This is a genomic window from Dyella flagellata (assembly GCF_030160275.1).
In the GTDB taxonomy this organism is placed as follows: domain Bacteria; phylum Pseudomonadota; class Gammaproteobacteria; order Xanthomonadales; family Rhodanobacteraceae; genus Dyella_B; species Dyella_B flagellata.
This window is the reverse complement of the sequence record NZ_BSOA01000018.1, coordinates 65,746-91,289: the sequence shown is the minus strand read 5'-3', so window position 1 is coordinate 91,289 and position 25,544 is coordinate 65,746. Positions and strand designations below refer to the sequence as shown.

Annotated in this window: 23 protein-coding genes; 19 read left to right on the top strand and 4 right to left on the bottom strand. The window is 58.3% G+C overall.

Translation table 11 applies throughout. The annotated features are described in order from the left end of the window. Positions 1-6 precede the first annotated feature (6 nt). The 12 genes from QQJ96_RS10735 (at position 7) to QQJ96_RS10680 (ending at position 11,080) form a co-directional block, all read left to right on the top strand. A complete protein-coding gene (locus QQJ96_RS10735) occupies positions 7-534 on the top strand; it encodes a GNAT family N-acetyltransferase (protein WP_284331991.1) in 528 nt (175 codons plus the stop codon). 86 nt (positions 535-620) lie between these two features. Continuing rightward, the gene (locus QQJ96_RS10730; RefSeq protein ID WP_284331990.1) at positions 621-1,643 is read left to right on the top strand and encodes a PhoH family protein; all 1,023 of its coding nucleotides are present in this window, start codon (positions 621-623) and stop codon (positions 1,641-1,643) included. Between the two features lie 4 nt (positions 1,644-1,647). Then, positions 1,648-2,118, top strand: coding sequence for an rRNA maturation RNase YbeY (ybeY, locus tag QQJ96_RS10725; protein ID WP_284331989.1), 471 nt, complete (start codon positions 1,648-1,650; stop codon positions 2,116-2,118). Positions 2,119-2,274: 156 nt separating this feature from the next. Then, positions 2,275-3,114: a CorC family transporter gene (locus tag QQJ96_RS10720; RefSeq protein ID WP_284331988.1), complete on the top strand. Its 840-nt coding sequence runs from the start codon at positions 2,275-2,277 to the stop codon at positions 3,112-3,114. 237 nt (positions 3,115-3,351) lie between these two features. Continuing rightward, on the top strand, positions 3,352-4,569 hold the full coding sequence (locus QQJ96_RS10715; RefSeq protein ID WP_284331987.1) for a lipoprotein N-acyltransferase Lnb domain-containing protein: 1,218 nt from the start codon (positions 3,352-3,354) through the stop codon (positions 4,567-4,569). Between the two features lie 36 nt (positions 4,570-4,605). Next, entirely contained in the window at positions 4,606-5,619 is a 1,014-nt protein-coding gene (gene corA, locus QQJ96_RS10710) for a magnesium/cobalt transporter CorA (protein ID WP_284331986.1), read from the top strand. A gap of 40 nt (positions 5,620-5,659) precedes the next feature. Beyond that, complete coding sequence (locus QQJ96_RS10705) at positions 5,660-5,902, top strand: acyl carrier protein (RefSeq protein ID WP_284331985.1); 243 nt, start codon at positions 5,660-5,662, stop codon at positions 5,900-5,902. A 14-nt stretch (positions 5,903-5,916) separates the two neighbouring features. Next, complete coding sequence (locus tag QQJ96_RS10700) at positions 5,917-6,663, top strand: SDR family NAD(P)-dependent oxidoreductase (RefSeq protein ID WP_284331984.1); 747 nt, start codon at positions 5,917-5,919, stop codon at positions 6,661-6,663. Then, entirely contained in the window at positions 6,660-8,039 is a 1,380-nt protein-coding gene (locus QQJ96_RS10695) for an AMP-binding protein (RefSeq protein ID WP_284331983.1), read from the top strand. The genes QQJ96_RS10700 and QQJ96_RS10695 overlap by 4 nt, the downstream gene beginning before the upstream one ends. After that, positions 8,023-9,162: a LuxE/PaaK family acyltransferase gene (locus QQJ96_RS10690; protein ID WP_284331982.1), complete on the top strand. Its 1,140-nt coding sequence runs from the start codon at positions 8,023-8,025 to the stop codon at positions 9,160-9,162. The genes QQJ96_RS10695 and QQJ96_RS10690 overlap by 17 nt, the downstream gene beginning before the upstream one ends. Beyond that, positions 9,159-10,370 carry an acyl-CoA reductase gene (locus QQJ96_RS10685; protein ID WP_284331981.1) on the top strand — a complete coding sequence of 404 codons (1,212 nt, stop codon included), beginning with the start codon at positions 9,159-9,161 and terminating at the stop codon, positions 10,368-10,370. Before QQJ96_RS10690 ends, QQJ96_RS10685 begins: the two co-directional genes overlap by 4 nt. 26 nt (positions 10,371-10,396) lie before the next feature. Further along, on the top strand, positions 10,397-11,080 hold the full coding sequence (locus QQJ96_RS10680; protein ID WP_284331980.1) for an acetyltransferase: 684 nt from the start codon (positions 10,397-10,399) through the stop codon (positions 11,078-11,080). Positions 11,081-11,155: 75 nt separating this feature from the next. Here the strand turns inward: QQJ96_RS10680 and QQJ96_RS10675 are convergent, their stop codons facing one another. Further along, entirely contained in the window at positions 11,156-13,285 is a 2,130-nt protein-coding gene (locus QQJ96_RS10675; protein WP_284331979.1) for an alpha/beta hydrolase family protein, read from the bottom strand. 513 nt (positions 13,286-13,798) lie between these two features. Between QQJ96_RS10675 and QQJ96_RS10670 the strand changes: the two genes are divergently transcribed. The 7 genes from QQJ96_RS10670 to QQJ96_RS10640 all read left to right on the top strand — a co-directional run bounded on the left by QQJ96_RS10670 (position 13,799) and on the right by QQJ96_RS10640 (position 22,183). Next, complete coding sequence (locus QQJ96_RS10670) at positions 13,799-14,266, top strand: pilin (protein ID WP_284331978.1); 468 nt, start codon at positions 13,799-13,801, stop codon at positions 14,264-14,266. A 153-nt stretch (positions 14,267-14,419) separates the two neighbouring features. Further along, positions 14,420-16,357, top strand: a complete 1,938-nt coding sequence (locus QQJ96_RS10665) for a hypothetical protein (RefSeq protein WP_284331977.1) — start codon at positions 14,420-14,422, stop codon at positions 16,355-16,357. A 12-nt stretch (positions 16,358-16,369) separates the two neighbouring features. Then, positions 16,370-17,479 carry a GDP-mannose 4,6-dehydratase gene (gene gmd / locus QQJ96_RS10660; protein ID WP_284331976.1) on the top strand — a complete coding sequence of 370 codons (1,110 nt, stop codon included), beginning with the start codon at positions 16,370-16,372 and terminating at the stop codon, positions 17,477-17,479. Further along, entirely contained in the window at positions 17,472-18,413 is a 942-nt protein-coding gene (locus QQJ96_RS10655; RefSeq protein ID WP_284331975.1) for a GDP-L-fucose synthase family protein, read from the top strand. The genes gmd and QQJ96_RS10655 overlap by 8 nt, the downstream gene beginning before the upstream one ends. A gap of 3 nt (positions 18,414-18,416) precedes the next feature. Next, positions 18,417-19,766: a lipopolysaccharide biosynthesis protein gene (locus QQJ96_RS10650; protein WP_284331974.1), complete on the top strand. Its 1,350-nt coding sequence runs from the start codon at positions 18,417-18,419 to the stop codon at positions 19,764-19,766. Positions 19,767-19,783: 17 nt separating this feature from the next. Then, on the top strand, positions 19,784-20,884 hold the full coding sequence (locus QQJ96_RS10645; protein WP_284331973.1) for a DegT/DnrJ/EryC1/StrS family aminotransferase: 1,101 nt from the start codon (positions 19,784-19,786) through the stop codon (positions 20,882-20,884). A gap of 93 nt (positions 20,885-20,977) precedes the next feature. Then, entirely contained in the window at positions 20,978-22,183 is a 1,206-nt protein-coding gene (locus QQJ96_RS10640) for a glycosyltransferase (protein WP_284331972.1), read from the top strand. Positions 22,184-22,244: 61 nt separating this feature from the next. Here the strand turns inward: QQJ96_RS10640 and QQJ96_RS10635 are convergent, their stop codons facing one another. From QQJ96_RS10635 to QQJ96_RS10625, 3 genes are all read right to left on the bottom strand, one after another. After that, positions 22,245-23,021 carry a glycosyltransferase family 2 protein gene (locus QQJ96_RS10635; protein WP_284331971.1) on the bottom strand — a complete coding sequence of 259 codons (777 nt, stop codon included), beginning with the start codon at positions 23,019-23,021 and terminating at the stop codon, positions 22,245-22,247. A gap of 147 nt (positions 23,022-23,168) precedes the next feature. Continuing rightward, positions 23,169-24,293 (bottom strand): glycosyltransferase, encoded by a 1,125-nt coding sequence (locus QQJ96_RS10630; protein ID WP_284331970.1) that lies wholly within the window; start codon positions 24,291-24,293, stop codon positions 23,169-23,171. Continuing rightward, positions 24,290-25,534 (bottom strand): glycosyltransferase family 4 protein, encoded by a 1,245-nt coding sequence (locus QQJ96_RS10625; protein WP_284331969.1) that lies wholly within the window; start codon positions 25,532-25,534, stop codon positions 24,290-24,292. The genes QQJ96_RS10630 and QQJ96_RS10625 overlap by 4 nt, the downstream gene beginning before the upstream one ends. Between the last annotated feature and the right edge of the window lie 10 nt (positions 25,535-25,544).

Sequence of the window (25,544 nt, the reverse complement as noted above, 5' to 3'; positions counted from 1 at the left end):
ACCGGCATGGGCGCAAACGCCGCACGCATCCGCTTGATACCTTTCCAGGAGCTGCATGCTGCTGCGGTGGGTGAGTTGATCGTGTCGATCCAGCGCGAGGAATTCGGCTTCGATATTGACCTGGAACGCCAACCGGATCTGGCTGCCATTCCTGTGTATTACCAGCAAGGTGCCGGCAATTTCTGGGTAGCTTTGGATCAGGAAAAAGTTGTCGGCACGATCGCGCTGAAGGACATTGGCCATGCCAGCGTCGCGTTGCGCAAGATGTTCGTGGCCGCCGAGTATCGCGGCACTGCATCGAGCGTTGCGGCAAAGCTGCTGCATGGCGCCCTGGATTGGGCAAAGCAGCACGCGGTGCAGAACGTATTTCTGGGTACCACCGATAAATTCCGTGCTGCACATCGCTTCTATGAAAAGCATGGCTTCGCGCTGATCGACAAAACGCTGTTGCCGGCAAGCTTTCCGTTCATGCCGGTTGATACGCGCTTCTATCGGCTCGATCTTAAGCAAACAGACGCTTCAGTACCGCCGTAAGCCCCAGGGGCTGGCTACTTTGCCTGCATGCAAGGCACCGGTCCGGCTTTTGCCGGCGCGACGACCTACGAAAGAATTCGATAGCTATGAACAACGGTTTGAACCAACGCGATTTCGCCCTCGATCCGGAAGACAACGCCCGGCTCGCCAACCTGTGCGGTCCGTTCGACGAGCACCTGCGCCAGGTGGAACTGCGCCTGGGCGTGGAGATCGACCACCGCGGCAATCTGTTCCAGGTAATCGGCGAGGAAGCCGCCGTACGCACGGGCGAGAAAGTACTGCGTGCGCTCTATGCCGCCACCGAAAACGAGTCGCTCACCGGTGCGAAGATCAACCTGCACCTGGCCGAATCGGGCATCGACTCGATAGTCGAAGAAGCCGCCGAAAGCGCACAGGAAGTGACCATCAAGGTGAAGCGCGGCGTAATCAAAGGCCGCGGCCCGAACCAGGCGCGCTACCTGCACGCAATCACCACGCACGACATCAACTTTGGCGTCGGTCCTGCCGGCACCGGCAAGACCTATCTGGCCGTGGCCAGCGCCGTGGAAGCGCTGGAAGCCAATCGCGTGCAGCGCATCCTGCTGGTACGACCGGCGGTGGAAGCCGGCGAGAAGCTTGGCTTCCTGCCCGGCGATCTGTCGCAAAAGGTGGATCCCTACCTACGCCCGTTGTACGACGCGCTATACGAGATGCTGGGCTTCGAAAAAGTCGCCAAGCTGATCGAGCGCAACGTGATCGAGATTGCGCCGCTCGCCTATATGCGGGGCCGCACGCTCAACGATTCCTACGTCATCCTGGACGAAGCGCAGAACACCACCGTCGAACAGATGAAGATGTTCCTCACCCGTATCGGCTTCGGGTCGGTGGCGGTGATCACCGGCGACGTCAGCCAGATCGACCTGCCCCGCCACGTGCGTTCCGGCTTGCGCCATGCAGTCGAAGTGCTGCGGGGCGTGGATGGCATCAGCTTCACGTTCTTTACCTCGCGTGACGTAGTGCGACACCCGCTGGTGGCGAAGATCGTGCGCGCCTATGAAGCGTTTGAAGAGGCTGCCAATGAAGAGCAAGGGGCAGCCACCCCGAGCAACAAACCTGGGCGTGGGAGCTGAGGCCATGGCAGGCGAATCCCCGGCCACCGTCCACTTGAGCTATGGCATCCCGCGCGCCGGCGTGCCCTCGCCGGCCAGCTTCCGCCGCTGGGTGGAGGCGGCCTTGGCCGGCGCGCGCCGCCGCCGGCCGGCCGAGCTTTCGCTACGCATTGTCGGTACCCGGGAGGGCCGTACGCTCAACCGCACCTATCGCGGCAAGGACTACGCCACCAATGTGCTTTCCTTCCCGGCCGAGCTGCCGCCTGGCGTGCGCCTGCCCCTGCTTGGCGACATTGCCATCTGTGCCCCCGTAGTGCGCCGCGAAGCCACCGAACAAGGCAAGCCCCTGGCCCACCACTGGGCGCACCTCACCGTGCACGGGGTGCTGCACCTGCTGGGTTACGACCATATCGAAGAGGCCGAGGCGGCCAGCATGGAGGCGTTGGAAACGCGCATCCTCAAGGGCTTGGGCATCGCCGATCCCTATCAGGCTTGAACTCGTGCGGCTTGATGCTGGACCGAACGCCCCCATATTCATGTGCCGCTTCGTGGCTATTTCGAGCAGCAGTCCACTTTTCCTAAGCTCTGAATTGTCACGCTTTTTCCGCTAGACTGACTTTCCCGCCCAGCTTGGGCTGTTATTTCAAGAGTAATGAACGAGGACCCTGGCAGTACCAGCGGCCCGGTCCACCGAAAATGGTGGGATCGACTGGGCCATCTGTTTTCCGGCGAACCGCGCAACCGCGAAGAACTGATCGACGAGTTGCGGACCGCCCAGGCCAACGGCCTGCTTAGCGCCGACACCCTTCCCATGCTGGAAGGCGCGCTGCGAGTCACCGAACTCAACGTCGATGACGTGATGGTGCCCCGCGTACAGATCGTGATGATCGACGTGGACTCGCCGCTGCCCGACATCCTTGCCGCCGTGGTGGAATCGGGCCACTCCCGTTTCCCTGTGCATGGCGAAGACAAGGACGACATCCTCGGCATCCTGCTCGCCAAGGATCTGCTCAAGACCTTCGGCAACGGCCACGACTTCGACCTGCGCGCGATCCTGCGCCCGGCCGTGCTGATTCCTGAATCGATGCGCCTGAACGTGCTGCTGGCGGAATTTCGCCGCAGCCGGAACCATATGGCGCTGGTGGTGGACGAATACGGCGGCGTCGCCGGCCTGGTCACCATCGAAGACGTGCTGGAAGAAATCGTCGGCGAAATCGACGACGAGCACGATGACGAGGAAGAGCCCAATCTCGTGCACGCGCAGGCGGAAGGCGAATGGATCGTCGACGCCCTCACCCCCATCGCGGATTTCAATGAAGAAGTGGGCACGGTGTTTTCCGACGAGGAATTCGACACCGTAGGCGGCCTGGTCACCGCCGAATTCGGCCACCTGCCGGAAGTAGGCGAGGAGATCGACATCGACAACTTCGCCTTCCACGTGACCCAGGCGGACGACCGGCGCGTGCAACAGTTCCGAGTCGTGCGGCGTTAGCTTTTGCCCCCTCTCCCCTCCGGGGAGAGGGTTGGGGTGAGGGGCCACCCTTGCTCTATGTTTCGCTCAGAATCGCGTCGTAGGCTGGGATGGCAATCCCAGCTTCCCTTGCCGCTTCCTGGATGCTGGGATTGCCATCCCAGCCTACGCACTGTGGCCTGGTGCCGCGCATTTCGCCAGCCGCACCAGTCACACACATCCGCTACCCTAACGCGTCCCAATAAAACCGCAGCTCCCATGACCAAGGCCGGCCGCCTCCTGCTCATTGCCCTCACCCTCCTGTGCTGCGCGATTCTTCCCGCCCACGCAGGGGTCGCCGACGCTCCCGGTGCGAACCTGGAAATCTCCCTCATCACCTATGGCCCCGGTGACATCTACTGGGAGCGCTTCGGCCACGATGCGATCGAACTGCGCGATACCGCCAGCGGCGAGGAGGTGGACTTCAACTACGGCGTATTCAACTTCGACGAGAAGAACTTCTTCTTCAACTTCGCGCGCGGCCAGATGCACTACCTGATCGACGCCGAGCCCACCACCGACGAAGAAAACTTCTACGTCCAGGCCGGCCGTTCCGTTACCCGGCAAAAACTTGCGCTCACCCCGCAACAGGCCGCTGCATTGCGCGACTTCCTGCTCTGGAACCTGCGCCCTGAAAACGCCACCTACAACTACGACTACTACATCGACAATTGCACCACCCGCGTCCGCGATGCGCTCGACAAAGCACTAGGCGGCGTCATCAAGACGCGCCTCACCCAGTTGCCAGGCGGCATGACCTATCGCCAGCAAACCGTGCGCCTGATGAGCGCACAGCCATGGCTGATGCTGATCCTCGACTTGGGTCTAGGGCCCTACGCGGATCAGCCGCTCAATGCCTGGCAGGAAAGCTTTCTGCCGGAAGAACTGCAAAAGAATCTGCGCAACATTGCTGTATCGGATGGCCGCGGCGCTACCCAGCCGCTGGTGCAGAACGAAACCTTGCTCTCTCCCAACCGCCTCGACGCGCCACCCTCCACAGCACCGGACTTGCGGATTCCGCTTGGCCTGGCCGGTTTGATCATCGCTGCGCTGATCGTCGTTACGTGGCGGTACGCTCACCTTGCGTATGCGCTGCTTGGCAGCCTCTTTCTGCTGCTCGCAGGCCTCGTCGGAGTGGTCATGCTGATCCTCTGGACACTCACCACCCACCACTCTGCCTGGGGAAACAACAACCTGCTGCTGTTCAATCCACTGGCTTTCCTGCTGATGGGTTCGACGTGGCGCGCCCGTCGAGACTTGCTTCCTTCACGTTTTGCCAACAGCGTGCTTGCACTGCAATTGATCGCAATACTGCCAGCCTTGCTCATGCATCTGCTGCCTGGTGTTATGCAGCAAAACCAGCCATGGATATTGTTTGCGTTGCCGTGCTGGCTGTCGCTCGCATGGACGTTGCGCCGGCAACACCCGCGTATCTGATTGTCAGCCAAACCATCGCGCAGGATGATCACTGCCATGTCCACGCCCGATACTACGCCCACAGCAACCCCATCCAGCGCCATGGTGGTGAACTGCGTCGCTTATCGAAAGAACGGTACCCGCCTGCGCGACATCAGCATCGAGGACATCAGCGAAGTACTCAAGCAGCCCGATACCTTCGTCTGGGTAGGCCTGCACGAACCGGACAGCCCACTGCTGCTGAAGCTGCAGGAAGAATTCGACCTGCACGACCTGGCGGTAGAAGATGCCCGATGCGCCCACCAGCGTACCAAAGTGGAAACCTACGGCGACTCGCTGTTCATCGTCGTGCAAACCGCGCAACTGCTCGGCGGCCATATCGCTTTCGGCGAAACCCATATCTTCCTGGGCCAGCGTTATCTCATCACCATCCGCCACGGTGCATCGCTCTCCTACAAACCGGCGCGCCTGACCTGCGAGAAAACGCCAGATCTATTGGCGCTTGGCCCCAGCTACGGCCTGTACGGCGTACTCGATTTCATCGTCGACAACCTGTTGCCCATCGTGCGCGAGTTCCGCGAAGAACTGCAAACGCTGGAAACAGACATCTTCTCCAACACCCTCAACCGCGACACTGTCCGCCGCCTCTACGACATGCAGCGCGACCTGATGAGCCTGCGCCTGGCCGTCGCCCCCATGCAAGACGTTATCAACCAGCTCGTACGCCTACATCCCGAGCTGATTCCGGATGAACTGCGCGCCTACTTCCGCGACGTGTACGACCACGTCTTCCGCGTCAACGAATCCATCAGCGCCATGCGCGAAATGCTAGCCGCCGCCATCAACGTCAACCTGGCCCTGGTCACCTTCGGCCAGAATGAAGTGATGAAAAAGCTGGCCGGCTGGGCCGCGATGCTCGCCGCCCCCACTTTGATCACCAGTTGGTACGGCATGAATTTCACCCACATGCCAGAGCTCAGCCGACCCTGGGCGTATCCGGCAATCATAGCCCTGGTAGCATGCGTGGTGGGCACTATTTATCTTTGGCTGAAGCGGGCAAAGTGGCTCTGACTCATCATCTTGACCATGAAGCCCATCCACTGGATTTCCAATGAGTGACAACAACGACAAGCTGCACCAAGTTTTTGCCGATTCACTGAACATCGACCGTAAGCGCATCACGGACTCGCTTGGCTACAACACCATTCCCGAATGGGATTCAGTGGCTCATATGGCGCTCATTGCCGCCTTGGAAAATGACTTCGATATCATGCTGGATACCGATGACATCGTGGACATGAGTTCGGTGGCCAAAGCCAGGGAAATCCTCTCCAAGTACGACGTGCAATTCTGAGGCAACCCAAAAGCATGCTATTAGCCAACAAGGTCGTCCTAATCACAGGTGCCACCCGCGGCATTGGGCGAGCGACGTCCAGGCTCTTCGCCCAGCACGGGGCCCATGTAGTTCTCACGGGCCGATCCCAAGATCAATTGAACGCCGTGCAAGCGGAGATCGCAGAGGAGGTACCCGATGCAAGGCTGTCCCACTTGGCCCTGGACGTATCTTCTCCAGAGAGCGTGCGGGATGCATTCCTGCAGTTGTTCAAACTGACCAGGCGCCTGGATGTATTGCTGTCGAATGCGGGAGTCCTGGATGACGCCCTCATCGGCATGGTGACGCCCGATCAGATCAGGCGGGTTTTCGATACGAATACCTATGGCGTTCTTTTTTGCGCGCAATACGCCAGTCGACTGATGGCCAGAGGAGACGGCGGCAGCATCATCAACATCGCCTCGATCATCGGTGTGAACGGCAATCTGGGCCAGGCTGTCTACGCCGGAAGCAAGGCTGCGGTGATCGGCATCACAAAGTCGCTATCCAAGGAACTGGCCCCCGCAAATATCCGCGTAAATGCCATAGCACCCGGCTTCATCGACACGGACATGGCACGCTCCATTGGGCCCGAGAAATTTGCCGAACGCGTAGCATCCATCAAGATGGGGCGCGCTGGGACTCCCGAAGAAGTGGCAAAAGTGGCGTTATTCCTGGCGTCGGATCTGTCGTCCTATGTAACAGGGCAGACAATTGGTGTTGACGGAGGCATGCTGATTTGACGTTTGCAACTGAGCTTGAACGATTTGGCGACCGGGTAGCCGTTCAACTCGCAAGCGGTGAGGCCTATTCTTATCGCGAGCTTGCCTTGCGCGCTGACTCCCTATTCGCCCCGAAATATTCAGGTCTCGTTACCCCCAATCCCATAGCCATCGAATGCTCCAACGCCATTGCTCCGCTTGCTGCGTATCTTGGCGCACTGCGTCACCGAGTTCCGGCGCTTCTCATCGACAGCGACCTGGACGAGCCGTTACGCGAGCAGCTGTTTGCACGTTACGACATCGGCAACGTTTTTCGCGCAACAGGCAGCTGGCATCAGCGTGCGCCTGATCAGCATTCGAAAGCCAATACTGATCTTGCCTTGCTGCTTTCAACATCGGGATCAACAGGCGGCCCAAAACTGGTTCGATTGAGCCTTGACAATCTTCAGGCAAATGCCGAAGCCATTGCCAAATACCTGCAACTGTCCACTGACGATCGGCCAATTACATCCCTGCCGATGCACTATTCGTATGGACTGTCGGTAATCAACAGTCATCTACTGGTTGGAGCCCCGCTGCTGTTGACACCAGAGAGTGTAACCACGCGAGGCTTTTGGAACTTCTTTAAAGAATTCGGCGCAACTAGCTTCTCCGGCGTACCCACAACCTATGCCATGCTCAAGCAGATGCGTTTCGAACGAATGGATTTACCCTCGTTGCGCGTCATGACCCAAGCTGGAGGACGGCTGGCACCCGATCTGGTGAAATGGTTCGGCGAACTGGCCAAAGTGCGCCAGCAACGTTTTTTTGTCATGTACGGTCAAACCGAAGCCACGGCTCGCATATCGTACGTACCCCCTGAGCACTTGCTGGACAAGCTCGAGTCCATAGGCATAGCAATACCTGGTGGAGCATTGGAGCTAATTGGTGAGGGTGGTGAACCCATAGCAGAGCCCGACAGCGTTGGAGAGCTGTGTTACACAGGCCCCAATGTCATGATGGGATACGCCCTTGGCCCTGACGATCTTGCTTTGCCGGATATGCAGCACGGCCGTCTTCGCACCGGAGACCTCGCGAAACGGGATCGCGACGGCTATTTCTATATCGTTGGCCGTCTCAAGCGCTTCATCAAGGTATTCGGAAATCGCATCGGGCTGGATGAGATTGAACACCAATTGCGGGAGGATGGTTTCGATGCAGCGGTGACCGGCAAGGACGACCTGCTGGTAGTCGCCGTACGCGGCGAAGATGTCTCTCCGGATGATCTGGCCCACAGGCTGTCCGCCCGGTACCGCATTCACAAATCGGCCATTCGCGTACGTTCCGTGGCCAGCTTTCCCTTGTCCAGCTCAGGGAAAGTGCTGTATATGGACCTGTTAAATGAACTCCGCGAATAACAACGCCGCCATGCTCGAAGATGCTGTGCAATCGTGCATGGCACAACCCGTATACGGCCTGCCAAAACTGGAGAAATCGCAGCTTCTCGCCGAGATCCTTACGCGTCTAACCTGGCATCACGCCTCAGCATGCCCGCCATACGCTCGAATTCTTGAAGCCCATGGACACTCCGGGCCGCGACCGTTCGCCCTTGAAGATATTCCGTTTCTACCGGTGCGCTTGTTCAAGGATTATGAGCTGAGCTCAATCCCCGACGACCAGCGCTTCAAGGTACTTACATCGTCCGGCACTACGTCACAGCGAGTGTCAAAGATCATTCTGGATCGAAATACCTCCACCTTGCAGACCAGGGCACTGATTTCCATCCTGCAACAATTTTTGGGGAAGGCGCGGTTGCCGATGTTGATCATCGATCATCCTGGCGTAATCAAGGATCGCAAGACCTTCTCGGCTAGGGGGGCCGGCATACTTGGCCTTTCCAACTTCGGTCGCAATCACGCATACGCCTTGCGTGATGAAGATTTGGCACCTGATATGGAGACCATTGCCCGGTTCATGCAAGCCCATCGCGGTCAGCGCATCCTTTTGTTTGGGTTTACCTTCATGGTATGGAAGCATTTTTACAAACCCATTCTGGACTCCGGAATATCGCTTTCTTTTGAAGACGCCATCTTGATTCACAGCGGCGGTTGGAAAAAGCTTCAAGAAGAGGCGGTCGAAAACGAAATATTCAAGGCTTCGCTCAAGCAGGCACTGAACATCACCGCCGTTCACAATTTCTACGGCATGGTCGAACAAGTCGGATCGATCTTCATGGAGTGCGAGTACGGCAGACTTCATACCCCGGCCTTCGCGGACGTGCTCGTTCGCAACCCTCGCGACTGGTCGGTTCTTCCCAAGGGAGTCAAGGGCCTGATCCAGGTGCTTTCACTATTGCCGTCGAGCTATCCAGGGCACAGCCTGCTCACGGAAGACGTCGGTGAGTGGACCGGGGAAGATGACTGCCCCTGTGGCCGTCTAGGCCGCACATTCAAGGTGTACGGCCGAATGGCTCAGGCTGAGTTGCGTGGCTGCGGCGATACGCATGCGGCCATGCTTGAGGAAGGACCGATTCAATCATGACGGGAAACTACATCTCGCTGATACCAAATGCGCGTAGCCTGGAGCAGCTGGCGTCCACATCGGTGCTCTTTCCCTTTTCCGATGAAGCTTTGCAATTTGTCGACGCGCTTTCCGCCAGTCTGTTCCTCTCCCCAGACTCTCGAGCCTACCCGGAAATTCTGGCGCTGGCATTTTGGATGCGCAAAGCGAACCTCGTTCGACTCAAGCAGCAAATGCAACAGCGCAACGGGGATGCGCTGCTCGTCCCGCGTGGCACCGTGTTCCACATTGCCCCCTCAAATGTGGACACCATTTTTGTCTACTCCTGGTTCCTGTCGCTACTGTGTGGCAATCGCAATATTATTCGGCTATCGAGCAGGTCCTCCGCGCAGACAGAAATTCTTCTTTCGGCCATAGCCAAATTGCTGTCGGCCGCTGAATACACGAATATTGCCGAACGCAACCTTCTGGTTCGGTACGGCCGAGACGATCAGGTAACGACACTGTTGTCCAGCGTATGCGACGTGCGCGTCGTCTGGGGCGGGAACGCTACGGTTCAGGAAATTCGGCGAATTCCCCTGCCAGCCACCTCCACCGAGGTAGCTTTCGCCAACAAGTACTCGCTAGCCTTGATTTCGGCCGATGCTTGGCTGGCTGCGGATGAGCCCACACGCAGCAAATGGACCAAAGGCTTTTATAACGACGCCTATTGGTTCGGCCAGATGGCATGCTCTTCCCCCAGGCTGATAGTCTGGCTGGGCGAAGCGACCGTCGCGCGCCGTGCCGCAGATCAATTCTGGAGAGAGGTAGCGCGGCTGCTATCTTCCAGCAAGACGGGCTTTACGGACGCTGATTACGTCAACAAGTTGGTGGCCAGCGATGCACTGGCCATGGAATCGACGGTAAGCATTCTACAAAGTCATGACAACAATATCGTGCGGGTCTGGCTGGATGCCCCGGCCCTTCACGAAGAGCGTCATTGCGGTGGCGGGTTGTTTTTCGAATGCGCAATCTGCCAAATGAAGGACCTTCGCCCCCTCCTGAACCGCACGGTCCAAACTGTCTCGTATGCGGGCATTTCAGCCGAAGAAATTAAGGATTTTGTGCGCAGCGCGCCACTGGCCGGTATCGATCGCTGGGTTCCCATGGGCCGGGCGCTGGATTTCTCCCCTGTGTGGGACGGTTTCGACTTGCTTCGCGTGTTGATGCGCGAAATTACCGTCGACTAAGTTCCGACCAATGACCAGGAATCGACATGCCACTCCTTTATGACACAAAAATCTCGTCTGTAGTCATCGCCGGTGCCGGTGGTTTCGCGTTGGAGATGTTCGACTATTTGAATAACGAAGCCATGCTGGGGGCTCCGAGGGTCGCGGGCTTCATCGATGACACTCCGGGTGGAAGGCCACCGACAGGAGTGGACGCCCCCCATCTAGGGCCGATCTCGAACTTCCGTCCGGAACCAGGCCAAGTCGTGGTAGTCGCCATAGGGTCCGTAAAAGGGCGCCAGGCAGTGACGCAGATGCTTTGGGGCAATGGCATCGTCATTCCCGCCTACATCCACTCGACTGCGATTATTTCGCCGGCAGCCAAGATAGAACACGGCTCCATCGTATGTCCGATGAGCATCGTCAACAGGAACGCAGCCCTTGGCATCGGCAGTCTCCTGAATGTGCACGGCAGCATCGGCCATGGCGCCCGCACGGGGGAATTTTGCGTGCTGTCGCCTTATGCCGCCCTCAATGGCGACGCTACCGTCGGAAACCGATGCTTTCTCGGAACCCGCGCAACCATCTATCCGAAAATCTCGGTTGAAGACGATTGTGTCATCGACTCTCATACCGGCGTTCGGTCAAACACGCCGGCTGGCCACATTGTTTCATCGCGGGGAACGTATCAGGTCAGCGCATTGCGGGGAGCTGCCAAGCCTGCCGCATAACGGACGCAGAAGCCGAAGTCGCGAAGTGACGAGAGGAGGGAGAGAGAGTGTGACTGTCTCTCTCCCCGAAAGGCCCTATGGCTTATTGGATGACGAGTTTTGCGCCGTCCACTTTTTCAGCCAGGCGTTGACGGTTTCGTGCCACTGCACACTGTTCTGCGGTTTCAATACCCAATGGTTTTCATCGGGAAAAGTGAGGAACTCGCTAGGAATGCCCTGACGCTGCAGCGCAGTGAACGCACCTAGGCCCTGCGTGATCGGAATGCGGAAATCATGGCCCGAGTGAACCACCAGCATCGGCACGCGCCAATCCTTGACGTGGTTGACCGGATTGAACTTCTCATAGTTCGCCGGCACGTCGAACTGCGCCCCGCCGTTTTCGCGCTCTTCGAACCATAGTTCTTCGGTGGCGTAGTACATCATGCGCGCATCGAACACACCATCATGGTCGACCAGGCACTTCCACGGCTTGTTCCATACGCCGGCAATCCAGTACGTCATGTACCCGCCATAGCTGGCGCCGAGCGCGCAAGCACGATCGCCGTCCAGGAAGTGGTACTTATCCAATGCGGCCTGCCAACCGAGCTTGAGGTCTTCCAGCGGCTTGCCACCCCAGTCGCCGGAAATGGAATCCGTAAAGGCCTGGCCGTAACCGGTGGAACCATGGAAGTTGATGGTCACCACCGCAAAGCCCTGGCCCGCATAAGTCTGCGGATTCCAGCGATAGCTCCAGTCATTGGTCATGGCGCCCTGCGGGCCGCCGTGGATGATGAAGGCGACCGGATATTGATGGCCCGCCTTGTAGTCCACCGGCTTTACGACATAACCCTGCACGGTTTCATTGTTCCAACCCTTAAAGGTAAAGAACTCCGTGCTGCCCATCTTGGCGTTCTTCAGGCGCTCCGCGTTGAAATGGGTGACCTGCTTCAGGCTCTTGCCTTCGAGGCTGGTGGTGTAGAGATCGGATGGGTGCTTGAGATCGTCCCGCGCCAACAAAATACGCTTGCCGGCTACCGAATAGCCGCTAATCGCACCATCGCCCACCAGTTTCTCCACCTTGCCGTTGGCAACGCTCACCGCAAACAGCGGGTGCTGCCCTTCGTCATCGGCTGTGACGAACAGGGTCTTGCCGTCGGCACTCACCTGCATGCCGCCGGGAGAACGATCCCAGGACGGATCGATTTCATGCGCGGTGCCTGTGGCCAAATCCAAGGCCATGATGCCGAAACGATCGGCCTCGAAGGCAGGCGTTTTCATGGCGAGGTAGTAAAGCGTCTTGCCGTCCGGCGACGGCACCGGATAGGCATCCCATGCCTTGTTGGCTTCCGTGAGGTTCTGCGGAGCGGAGCCGCCATCTGCCGACACCTTATAGATGTCGAAGTTGGTGGACCATGGTTCGCTGTTGCCGGCGATGCGCACATCGAAATACACGGTATGGCCATCTGGCGAGAAGGCAAACTCGCTATCGTCGCCAAAGGGTTTGCTGGGAATGTCGCCATCCATGCCACGGCTCAGCAACGTAGGCTCCACCGGCAGACTTCCGTCCGCAGCAAAGTGGGCTATGTACAACTGACTACGGCGCCCGTCTTCCCAGGTATCCCAATGGCGCACGAACAGCTTCTGGTAGACCGTGCCGGTGGATTTGTCCTTGGCGCGGCCGTCGAGGCGCTCCTTGGTACACGTCAGGTCATTGCAATCGGTAAACACCGCATAAGAAAGCAGCACGCTTTTGCCATCCGGCGAAAGCTTATAGGCATCGATGTCCAGCGGACCGTGACTCACTTGCACCGGTGTGGAGGCTGCTTGCAGATCCAGGCCATGCTTGCCCGCGTGAAAATCCAATCGCCATAGCTGCGCGACGCCATCGGTGGCCGCGATGTAGTAGAGGCTATGCCCATCCGGCGACCAGCGTGGGTAGGATGCCTTGGGCACTACCTTCACAGGCTTGTTGCCCAACTCGGCCAGGTCTTGCAAATAAATCGCGTTGACACCTTTGTTCGCCGCGTAGTCGGTGCTACGGACATTGAAGGCGGCATAACGGGCATCGGCCGAGAGTTGCGGGTCGCTGACCCGGTCCATCATGACGAGATCGCCGATGTTGAACGGGTGCGGGGAGTGATCTTCCACAGGCGTCCCGTTAGGCAAGCCCGTGGCGGTCGATACGACCGGCAGGGCCAACAGCAGCGCGGCGAACATGAGCTTCATACCATCTCCTCAATCTAGGGACCTTGCCTTTGCGCCAATAGGATGTGTCGGCCGTGGCGATTGCCGCCAGAATCGACATACGCTCGCGCGCATAGGCCAAGGACAAGTGCGTAATAGTCCCTAACGCAGCTTTATGCGGCAAGAGGCTTTCGCGCACCGCGCGGTAAAGGAAATGACATTTGTGCAGCCCTCCTTGGGCGGTAAAACTGACAAAAAATGTCACAGATGGACGCAAAAAATGCCTCTGCCGCTTGGCCAGATGAGCCCCCAGGCGCTTGAGTGGGCGCCCCGGGTTTCGGGGCGGATCATCTTTCGTGACGCTTAACACACTACGAGAAGCCACCATCTCAAGCGCTTTTGGCGTTCGCCAAGTGGCATGTATAGTGCATCGACTGAGTCAGCTTCCTGGTCGTTCCTGACCATGATGAATGGGGCCGATCCTGCCTAGGGGGTTTCGGGACTGGGGCTCAGGGGGCATCAACGGTTAGCTAACCAAAGTAAAAGGAACCATCCATGAAGACCACGCAAAAAGGCTTTACCCTGATCGAACTGATGATCGTGGTTGCGATCATCGCGATCCTGGCGGCCATCGCCGTTCCGGCCTACCAGAACTACATCATCCGCTCCAAGGTTTCCGAAGCGATTTCCGCCATCGACATGGCGCGCACCGCGGTTTCGGAGACATTCCAAACCAAGGGCACCGTCCCCGGCAGCAACGCGTCGGCGGGCCTGCCGGCCACAGCCGCGAGCGTCGCATCGAAATATGTCAGCGACCTGGAAGTCCAGTCGACCGGTGCCATCAAGGCCACCGTTACCGGTACCAATGCCGCCGACGCGGACGGCAAATTCATCTTCTATGTGCCGTATGAGAGCAACGGCACGACTGCGCTCGCATCAGGTTACAGCGGCCCGATCGTATGGAAGTGCGACGCCACCCAGAACACCGTGGCGGCCAAGTACCTTCCGGCTATCTGCCGCTGATAGTTGCCACACCTCGATGGTTCGAAGGGCCGCATTCGTGCGGCCCTTCTTTTTTTGCGCAGAGCGCAGTACCGAAGGTGAGCGGCGCCGCCCTGCCGCACCGGTTGTTTCGCTAACATGTCGCCCAACGCTCGCCGGATCGCCCCGATGCACATGAATGAACGCGCTAACCCATGGTTGCCTTGGCTGGTGCTGGCGCTTGCCTTGGTTGCCACAGCGACCGTGTACTGGTCGGGACTGTCGGGCACCTGGCTGTTTGACGATTATCCGAACATCGTGGACAACCAAGGTGTGCAGCCGACGCATGCGGATCTTGCCTCGCTGGTGAATGCGGCGCTGTCCTCGCCCGCCAGCGACTTCAAGCGGCCGCTGGCATCGTTGAGCTTTGCGCTCAATTACCTCGCCGGCGGACTCCATCCTTTTAGCTGGAAGTTGACCAATCTGTTCATCCACCTGTTGAACGGGCTGCTGGTGTTTGTGCTGGCGCGGAAATTGGTCACCGCAGCAGACGCAGCCGCTCCTACGGGCGTGATCTCCGCCCTGATCGCAGCATGCTGGATGCTACTTCCGATCAACCTCACGGCTGTGTTGTACGTAGTGCAGCGCGAAGAAAGCATGGCGAACCTGTTCGTGCTCGCAGGACTGATCGGCTATGTCACAGCACGTTACCGCATGCTGGCCCAGGCGATCTCGCCTTCCATGGCCCTCTCCGAAGGAGGGCGGCGGCACGCATTCTGGCTGTGTGCGCTAAGTATCACGCTCCCCACTGCTGTTGGCCTGCTGGCCAAGGAAACGGCGGTGATGCTGCCACTGTACGCGCTGCTCGTCGAATGGGCGCTGTTCCGTTTCAAGATCATCAACAGCAAGGCGCTGGACCGTCGCATCATCGCCCTGTTCGTGCTCGTTCTGGCACTGCCGATGATCGCCGGGCTTGCATGGCTGCTGCCCCATGTACTGAACCCCGCGACGTGGGGCACTCGCGATTTCACGCTCGGCACACGGCTGCTTAGCGAAACACGCATTGTGGTCGGCTACATCGCCGGCACTTTACTGCCCACGCCGCAAGCGCTGTCGTTCTACCACGACAATTTCCGCATCTCGACTGGCCTGCTTGCGCCGTGGACCACGCTTGCCAGCGTCATCACGCTGATTGCGTTGATTGCATTGGCCGCGTGGCTACGTCCACGGCGGCCCCTGGCAGCCCTTGGCATTGGGCTCTTTCTTGGTTGCCATTTGCTCACCGGCACCATTCTGCCGCTGGAATTGATTTACGAGCACCGCAATTACTTCGCAAGCTTCGGATTGATGCTGGCGGTGGTACCGTTGCTGGTTCCGCGCGCAGGACAACCCATGATGCTATCGCGTTGCGTACTATTAGGTGGCTTGCTGCTGCTATGGGCAGGCGAGACGGCGATGACTGCAGCTTCATGGGGCAATCCATTGCTGCTTGCCGAAACCCTGGCTACGCGCGCCCCCGATTCGCCGCGCGCCCAATACGAACTGGGCCGCACCCTCATCATCTACTCGCAATACGACCCTGCCTCTTCCTTCACCAAGCTGGCCTACGCCCCGCTGGAACGGGCCGCCGCCCTGCCCCATGCGTCGATACTCCCGGAGCAGGCACTGATCTTCATGAACTCGCGCATGGGCCTGCCGATCAAGGATGCATGGTGGGACAGCTTGATCGCCAAGCTAAAGGCCAGGCCTCCTGGCGTACAGGACGAGAGCTCACTGGTCGCTCTAGTACAATGCGCGCGTGATAATCTTTGCCCGCTGCCGGCGGACCGCATGACGCAGGCCTTCCAGATGGCCTTGCGGCACCCCAGTGCCCGCCTGCAGGCCGCATATAGCGACTACGCATGGGGCGTACTGCATGACCATGCGCTGGGTTTGCAAATGATCGAAGATGCGGTTGCGTCGGCACCGAGCGAACCCGCCTATCAGATCACCCTGATCCGCATGCTGGCTGCGGAAGGCCAACGGGAACAGGCCCTGCATGCGCTGGATCGCTTGCGTTTGCTCAACCTGGGCGGCAGGCTTGACGGTACGCTAGAGGAGCTGGGCCGACAGCTTGACCTGCCATCAAGATAAAGAGAAGTATCGATGAAACGCGCACTCATTTCCGGTGTGACCGGCCAGGATGGTGCCTATCTGGCCGAGTTGCTGCTCGCCAAGGGCTACGAAGTGCATGGCATCAAGCGGCGCGCCTCTTCGTTCAACACCGATCGTATCGACCATCTCTACCAGGATCCGCACGATCCCGATCGCCGCTTTTACCTGCACTACGGTGACCTGACGGACGCTACCAATTTGATCCGCATCATCCAGCATGTGCAGCCGGACGAGATCTACAACCTTGGTGCGCAAAGCCATGTACAAGTCTCTTTCGAAACGCCCGAGTACACGGCCAATGCCGATGCGCTTGGCACACTGCGCATGCTTGAGGCCATTCGTATTCTCGGCTTGACCGACAAGACCCGCTTCTACCAGGCTTCGACGTCCGAACTGTACGGGTTGGTGAAAGAAAGCCCGCAAACGGAAACCACCCCGTTTCACCCGCGCTCGCCTTATGGCGTGGCCAAGCTGTACGCGTACTGGATCGCTGTCAATTACCGGGAGTCGTATGGGCTCTATGCGTGCAATGGCATTCTTTTCAATCACGAGTCTCCGCTCCGGGGAGAGACCTTCGTTACGCGCAAGATTACCCGCGCCCTGGCACGTATCCATCAAGGCCTGGATAAATGCCTTTATCTGGGCAATCTGGATGCCAAGCGCGACTGGGGCCATGCGCGCGACTATGTGGAAGCGCAATGGCTCATGCTGCAGCAGCCGGAACCGGAGGACTTTGTCATAGCCACCGGAGTGCAGCATTCGGTGCGCGAGTTCGTCACCAGGGCGGCCGCCGAATTGGGCATAAGACTCGATTGGCAAGGTCATGGTGTAGAGGAGCGCGGCATCGTCGTCGCCGCCCCCGATGAATCGGCGATGCGGCCTGGCCAATGCGTGGTCGCCGTCGACCCTCGCTATTTCCGTCCCGCCGAAGTGGACACCTTGCTCGGCGATTCGTCCAAGGCCCGCGCCAAACTCGGCTGGTCGGCGCGCACCTCGTTCGATGAATTGGTATCCGAAATGATGCACAGTGACCTCACCGAGGCGCGCCGTGACGCCTATGTGAATTCTGGCGGCTTCCGTACCCTTCGCAATCGTGAGTGAGTCGATGGACCTTGATGCTCGCATTTATATCGCCGGCCATCGCGGCATGGTGGGATCGGCGCTCCTGCGTCGCCTGCAGGCGATGGGAGCAACGCAGCTGCTTACCCGGTCCCGCGATGAACTGGATCTCGTTGACCAGTCGGCGGTCGCTGATTTCTTCATGCGTGAACGCCCCGAGTATGTGTTCCTGGCTGCCGCCAAGGTGGGTGGCATCCATGCAAACAACACTTATCCCGCGGAGTTCATCCAGCAAAATCTAGCCATCCAGACCAACATCATTCACTCGGCATGGCGCCACGGGTGCCGGAAGCTGCTATTCCTCGGTTCATCCTGTATCTATCCGCGCGACTGCCCCCAACCGATCAGGGAAAGCTATCTGCTAACGGGACCATTGGAACCCACCAACGAGGCGTATGCGATTGCGAAGATCGCAGGACTCAAGATGTGTCAGGCCTACCGCATCCAATATGGCTTCGAGGCAATCAGTGTCATGCCCACCAACTTGTATGGCCCGGGGGATAACTACCACCCGGAAAACAGCCATGTGGCGGCGGCCCTGATTCGACGCTTCCACGAAGCGAAGATAGCCGGCGCGAGCGAAGTCACCGTGTGGGGCTCAGGCAAGCCCCTGCGAGAGTTCCTGCACGTCGATGACTTTGCCGATGCCTGTCTGACACTGATGCAAAGACCGAATGCGCCGGAAGTCGCCAATATAGGATCGGGCCACGAACTTAGCGTTGCAGAGCTGGCGAGACTCATAGCCGAGCTGACAGGCTACACAGGACGCATTGTCTTCGACCCGACCAAACCCGACGGCACGTTGCGCAAGCGCCTCGATACTTCGGTGATGGATACCATCGGCTGGCATGCCTCCACACCGCTTCGAGCGGGCCTGCTGGAGGCAATCAACGCATTTGCCGCCTCGCGGCACTAGCCCATGCGGTTGATCGCCTGGTTTAGCAAACCCAACACCTTCTTCAGCCACCGCGGTTTGATGGTCCTGCGTGCAGGCGCATGGTCGATGGTGGCAAAAGGATGCGCCGCAGCGAACCTGTTCGTCGCCGTTCCGTTCGTGCTCAATTCGCTGGGGCCGCTGCAATTCGGTGCCTGGGCCACGCTAGTATCCCTGGTGACGTTTTCCGGCTTTCTGGATTTCGGCTTGGGCAACGGCACGATGAACTTGGTAGCCGCCGCACACGGCCGCAACGAACCGGCTGAAGTGAAGGCCGTCATAGCCCAGGGGCAACGTACGCTTACCCGGGTCGCCTTGTACCTGAGTGGCTTGTTGCTCGTGGCTTTTCCATTCGTATCCTGGCACAGCTTGATTGGACTGCCCGCATCGATGAGTAGGCCAAGCCGCTTGGCAGCGGGCATTGTCCTTGCCTCGATCATGCTGGCCGTACCCCTCAACCTGGCCAGCCGGGTGCAACTTGGACTGGGCCGGGGTGACCGCGCCTTTCGCTGGCAGGCGGCGGGACAGCTTCTTGCCCTTGGCCTGGTTACCACGCTAGCCAAACTGCATGCTTCTTTACCCGTCTTGACCGCCGCAGCCATCTCCGCTCCCTTGGTGACTGCGATAGCCAATACACTCCAGTTGCGGCGCGACATAGCGGACATTAGCACCGAGAAGGCGGTCGAACGAAACGATCTGGGACGAACGATCCGCCGGGAAGGCTTGTTGTTCTTTGTGCTACAGCTAGCCGCCGCCCTTGCCTTTTCGGCCGACCTTCCCTTGATCTCACTGCTACGCGGTGCCGAGGACGCCGGAAGATATGCCATCGCGCAGCGCCTTTTTGGTGCCATCTCCATCGGCTTGAGCCTGGTGTGGGTACCTCTGTGGCCGGTCTACCGGCAGGCGCTTGCCGCGCACAGCAAGGACTGGGTACTCCGCACGCTTCGCCGCTCTGCCATGGCAGCAACGTCCGTAGCCGCCTGCCTCGGCCTGGTTTTTGCCGTGGGTTTCCCACAAATCGTTGGACTGTGGGTGCACCGAGCGCTGAACTTGAGCCCATGGATGCTTGCTGGTTTTGCTGTCTGGGTTGTCATCGAAGCACTGGGAACCTCGATCGCCACGTTTCTCAATGCCGCCAGCATCATGCGACTGCAGATAGTGCTTGCGGTAGCTTTTGGCATTCTTTGCATCAGTTTGAAGGCGGCAGTGGCCGCCAACTATGGTATTGCACCGTTACCATGGGCAACCGTCATCACATATGCGACCGTCAGCCTAATTCCAACGCTTGTGCTTCTCCGCAAGCTAATTCGCACTGCCTTGACCAAGACTTACTGAACCGCGGAAATCCCTCAATGCACCAGATATCGGTTTACCAACCCGACCTGTCCGGAAACGAAACAGAATATGTTCTGGAGTGCATGAACAGCACCTGGATTTCGTCCAAGGGCGAATTCATCGCTCGCTTCGAGAGCGGTTTCGCCAATTTCGTCGGCGCCGGCCACGCAGCCAGCGTGTGCAATGGAACGGTCGCCCTGCATTTGGCGCTACTGGTGCTCGGGATCGGCGAAGGCGATGAGGTCATTGTTCCATCACTTACCTACATCGCTTCAGTCAATGCAATCCGCTACGTCGGCGCCACGCCCATTTTTGCCGATTCACTCCCGGATACGTGGCAAATCGATCCTGCGGATGTCGAACGCCGCATCACGCCACGTACCAAAGCCGTGATGGCAGTTCACCTGTATGGCGGGGCATGTGACATGACCGCACTTTCAGAACTGTGTAGCCGGCATGATCTTCGTTTGGTCGAGGATTGCGCCGAGGCGATCGGCACTCTTTACAATGGAAGGCATGTTGGAACGTTTGGCGACGTCGCCACGTTCAGTTTTTTCGGCAACAAAACCATCACTACGGGCGAAGGTGGCATGGTGGTATGCAAGACCGCCGCCATGGATCACTCGATTCGCCACTTCCGAGGCCAAGGACTGGCCGGCGATCGCGAATACTGGCACGACGTCATTGGCTATAACTACCGGATGACCAATATTTGCGCTGCCATAGGCACCGCTCAACTCGAACGAGTGAACGATATCCTCCGGCAAAAGAAATGGCTTGCGCAACGCTATCACGAGGCGCTGATTGACGTACCGATCCAATTCCAGGCCCTAACGGCCGGTGAATCACCCTCCTATTGGATGGTTACGATCCTGACACCAGCCTCGACAGATCGGGACGAGCTTCGAAAAAAGCTGAAATCTGCAGGCGTCGAAACTCGGCCCGTGTTTTATCCGGCGCATACCATGCCCATGTACGCGCAAGGCCACCGCAGATTTCCTGTTGCCGAAGACATCGCTTCGCGTGGCATCAACCTGCCAAGCTGGCATCAGCTGAGCAGTGAGGACATCGAAGGCATCGCAGACGTCATTCGTGAATTTCCCTGGAGCATTTCGTGAATATCATCGTTGCCGCGAGCACCATCGCCGCTGCAATGATTGAGCAGCCTGAAACATGGGCGAGATTGCCCTCCGATGGGTTGAGCTAGAACGATGCGCATTCTCTTTCCCTTGCACGGCTTTATCGGATGGAATGGAGGCATCGACCTGGTGCGCCTGCTCACGGCAGGTCTGGCCACGCAGCTAAATCCCGAGGTGGAATTGCATTTTGCAATGCCGCCTTCCGCCCTGAAGCACAACTGGCTGGTGGCAGCGCTCAGGCGTTGGCGCCGACTTCGCGCTGGCGTTTCCGCAAATCCAGCCCAAGATTCTGGAAGTATGACGGCCTTGCACAGGACTGCGCAGGAGCTTGTCATGGGATTCCCGGTCTTCCACTGCAGCAACGACGCCGCCGGTATCCTGGATGCCGCCCACAGGGCGCGGGCCGACATCATCTTCCCCACCGTGCTACCACTCGGGCGACGGGGTCCACCGCGGGTCGGTTATATACCGGACTTCCAGCACCGTCGGCTTTCACATCTGTTCAGCGCCCGCACGATTCGCAAGCGAGATCGACTGTACGCGCAGATTGCGAAAGACGCTGACGCCATCTTCATATACTCCCGCGCTGGCGCCGCAGACGCCACCGAGTTTCTTGGTGTCCCGCCGGATCGCCTGATGGCGCTCCCGTTCACACCTTATGTCCAGCCTTGGTGGTTTGAGCCTTCGATCGAGGAAACCATCGATCGTTATGCAATCACGTCCCCTTACTTTCTCATATGCAATCACTTCTGGACGCACAAGGATCACGCTACCGCACTACGCGCCTTTGCCAGCCTAGTCGAGCAGCGAAAGGACCAGCCCATTCAGTTGATTTTGACTGGCGATCCCATTGATCATCGTGCCCCCGATCACTACGCAAAGCTGATCGCGCTGACACGCGACCTGGGAATTGATAGCCGGACACGCTTTCTTGGACTGGTTCCCAAACCTGATCAATTGGCGCTGATGCGGGGATGCCGCGCAGTAATACAGCCAACGCTCTTTGAGGGCGGCCCTGGTGGGGGCGCCGTGAATCTGGCGATTGGACTGGGGGTCCCCGCCATCGTGTCGGACATTCCGGTCAATACCGAAATCGACATCGACGATGTCATCTTCTTCCGGGCCGGAAATGCGCATTCGCTGACCGAAAAGATGATCCAGGTACTTGACGACGCCCCGCCAATTTCGACGCCAAGCGAACTATTGCAAATATCCGAGCAACGGCTTACTACCCTTGGCGCGGGTATTGTCAACCATCTCAAGCGCCTCGTTACCTGAAGCAAAGTCGGGGTAACCCGCCACGGCAAATCACATTATTCGAACGCTTGGCTTCAAACAGCTATCCAGCTCTCTTGTCCTTCAACATGGAGCGAATCTTACGATAGGGAAGATAGGCTGACCAATAGAAAAAATACAAGCATCTCATTGGCAACGAAGTTACATGGAGATGTTGCGCCCTTTTCTCTTCGAGAAACCTGGTTCGCAATGAAGGCCAGTCACGTCGACTGCTGATGCCGGCATCATCCATCCACGCCACAGCCGGCTCGGCGAAGACGCGCACTGATGCTCCCGCTGAAACTGCGCGGAGCACGTGCTCATAGTCCATGCATATGCCAAAGCCGGTGTCGAACACGCCGATCCGCTGAAACAGAGCCCGGCGCACAAACATCCCTTGATGGCACATGCCCAACTTGAAGCGCGTCCAAAATCCTGCCGGCCTAGGCGGATGCAAACGCAGGTTCCCCAGCGAACCGAACAAAACGGGAAACGCCACGATATCCACCTTCAGCGGCATCTTCGCCAAAGCCTTCGCCAGGACATCCGGACTTACGAGGCCATCGTCTGCGTGGATGAAAATGATCCAATTCCCCTTTGCGTGCAAAATCCCCTTGTTCATGGCGTCCGCGATGCCGGCATCTTTCTCGGAGCACCAATATGCCAATTTATCGGCATGGCGTTTCAGGATATCTACCGTACCGTCGGTCGAGCCCCCATCGATGACAATATGTTCATAGGCTACTTTTTCCTGATCTGCAACGCTTTGCAGACACTTCTCAATGGAATGTGCGCCGTTATAGACAACAGTGATTACCGATATGTCTGGAATACTAGTCATGTTGGATTTAATGGAATGACCATGATTGATAATTGCATTGGGAATAAAGGATGATCAAACGCCCAAATCATCCAGCTTCACGCGGCATTGGCGCATGCCTTCCCCTATACCTGAAAGGCCTTCTGCGGTCCGTAGGAATGTTGCATATCACCCCTTGGCATCAAATGATCCACTTGGCGCGTCCGCAAGACCGAGTGATACCGAAGTCAGTGCCGCAATAGCGGACCAAGCCATATTTTCGGGCAAGGTTGAATAGGTTGGCTCCCCCAACTGAAGCGCCATGACTCGCGCCAGATCCGCTGCATTGCCCGGCTCCGCCAAACGACCCTCTAGCGCAGCGGCTTGAGCCGGAAAATTAGCGATAAGATTGGGAGTCATGGTTGCAACCAGCGGCTGTCCACAAGCTAATGCCTCCGCGATTTTTACGGACGCCGCGGCATCCATGAATGCCGATCTCCGATATGGAATGGCCAGCACATCACAGCTTGCGAGCAACGGAGGTACGTCTGCGAAAGGCACATTTCCGACATAGCGCACTCCGTCCTGGTGAGGATTGATGCCTTCGCCGAGACGCCCGCCGAGTAACAATTCAATGGGTGATCCCTGGGCGCGCAAAATTTGCACGGCCGCGATGAGGTCCGGGATCCCGCGATCCGGTTCCATGCTGCCGAAATAGCCGACAAATACTGCCTGCTCGGGCAATGTAAGCGCCCTCCGACTGGCAAGCTTGTCCAACGGATGAAAACGCTCCTGGTCCACACCGTTCGGAACGAGCAGATTCATCCTCGTGGACGCCCCCAGGCTTTCCATGAGCGAGCGGCTGGCGAACAGGTTCGCATCGGCGCGCTTCAACAAGTAGCGAAATGGATCGAAGCCAAGCGGCCGGCGAAAGCCACCGAATTCGTCGTACTTGTCATAAACGTCAAACACAAATCTGGCGCCGCACCATCGCGCTAACAGAAATCCCAGCATGCCGATATAGCAATCGCCGCTGGCAACCACGATGGTCGGTCGCTTGCTGGAAAAGCGCAATGCGGCCTGCCTAAAACATTGCGCAAGCCAGCCGATTCCGCGCAGGGGAGTACTGACGACTTCCAGTTCTTCGCTAGAGCGCCTATCGAGAGTTCTGCCGTGATAGTCAAGCAACCACAAGCGCACCGGCAAACCGCTTCGTGACCAGTGCCATGGCAACTGATAAATGCGGCCGTACTTTTCCGTGAACGCATCCCGGTTCGTATAGTAGCGCTTGCCGATAAACAAAACGGACATCATGCCGAATAGTCCCTTGGCAAGATCCTGACGATTCTATCCAGTAGCTCGATGTATCCTTTGGACACCACGCTCCAGTCAACCGTTCCGGCAACCCGCTCGCGCGCCAGCGCAGCCAGGCGCTCGCGTTCCGACTTGTCTTCAAGCAATTCAATAATGGAAGCGGCAAATTCAGCGGTATTCCGCGGCTGTACGAATTTTGCGCATGAAGGATCCAGCAGTCCGTGCGCGCCTGGCACGTCGCCCAATACAACCGGACAACCGCAACCCGCCGCTTCAACGGCAACCAGGCCCAAACCTTCCTGGTCGCCCGATCCGGCCTCGACGAACGGGGCCACAAATAGCGCTGCGCGTTGGTAGTAGGCCGGCAACATTGCCTGCGGCAACGCCCCAACGAATCGCACCTTGTTTCCCAAATTGAGGCGCGCGACCTGGCATCCAAGGTCGTCAGCCTCAGGACCGAACCCTACAATCGTCAGATGCGCTTCTGGTGCTTTTTCCAATACCTCAGGCATGGCAGCAAGCAAGTAGCGCAGACCTTTTTTCTCCACTAGCCTGCCAACGAACAACAGCTCGCAGTCCGAACGCGGCGCCATTGCGTCCGGCTTGAATGAATCAGCCAGATCGACGCCCATCGGCTTCACACTAACCTTTTCCATGGGTGCGCCGATTCGGGCCAACTCGGCGCGCATTGCATCGCTGACCACTGAGACCGCGCCTGCATTCTTGATCACAAAGCGTTTCAGCGCATCCATCCCATAGCCGCGCAAAGCAAAGAGGTCTGCGCCATGAGAAGTGACCAAAAGAGCAGGAGGCCGGCGCATCAACTTGCGCAACAGAACGGCAATCAGCCCTTGCGGAATCAACCAATGGGCATGAATGGCATCGACCCTGGTTTTGCGTAGCAATCTCCACAGGCTCCACGCCTGCGCAAGGAAGAATGCGGGAAGCAACAACAGTTTCCAGCGACTACGACGCAGATTGGAGACAATGCCTCCATCGTTTACCAGAGTTTGCAGGCGGCGCGGCGCATAACGAAACCGAATGACCTCGACTCCGTCATGCAGGCCACTTTGATCTGCGCCAGGGGCATCTGGAACGATTGCGAGTACACGAAAGCGCCGAACGAGCCGACGCGACAATTCATGGACAAAGGCAGGTTCGGGATCTCCGTGCCAGCGAGGGTAAGTCGAAGCAAGCACCACCAGCGTTGGCCGTACCAGCTGACAATGGGAGTCCGTCACCGCTGTCACG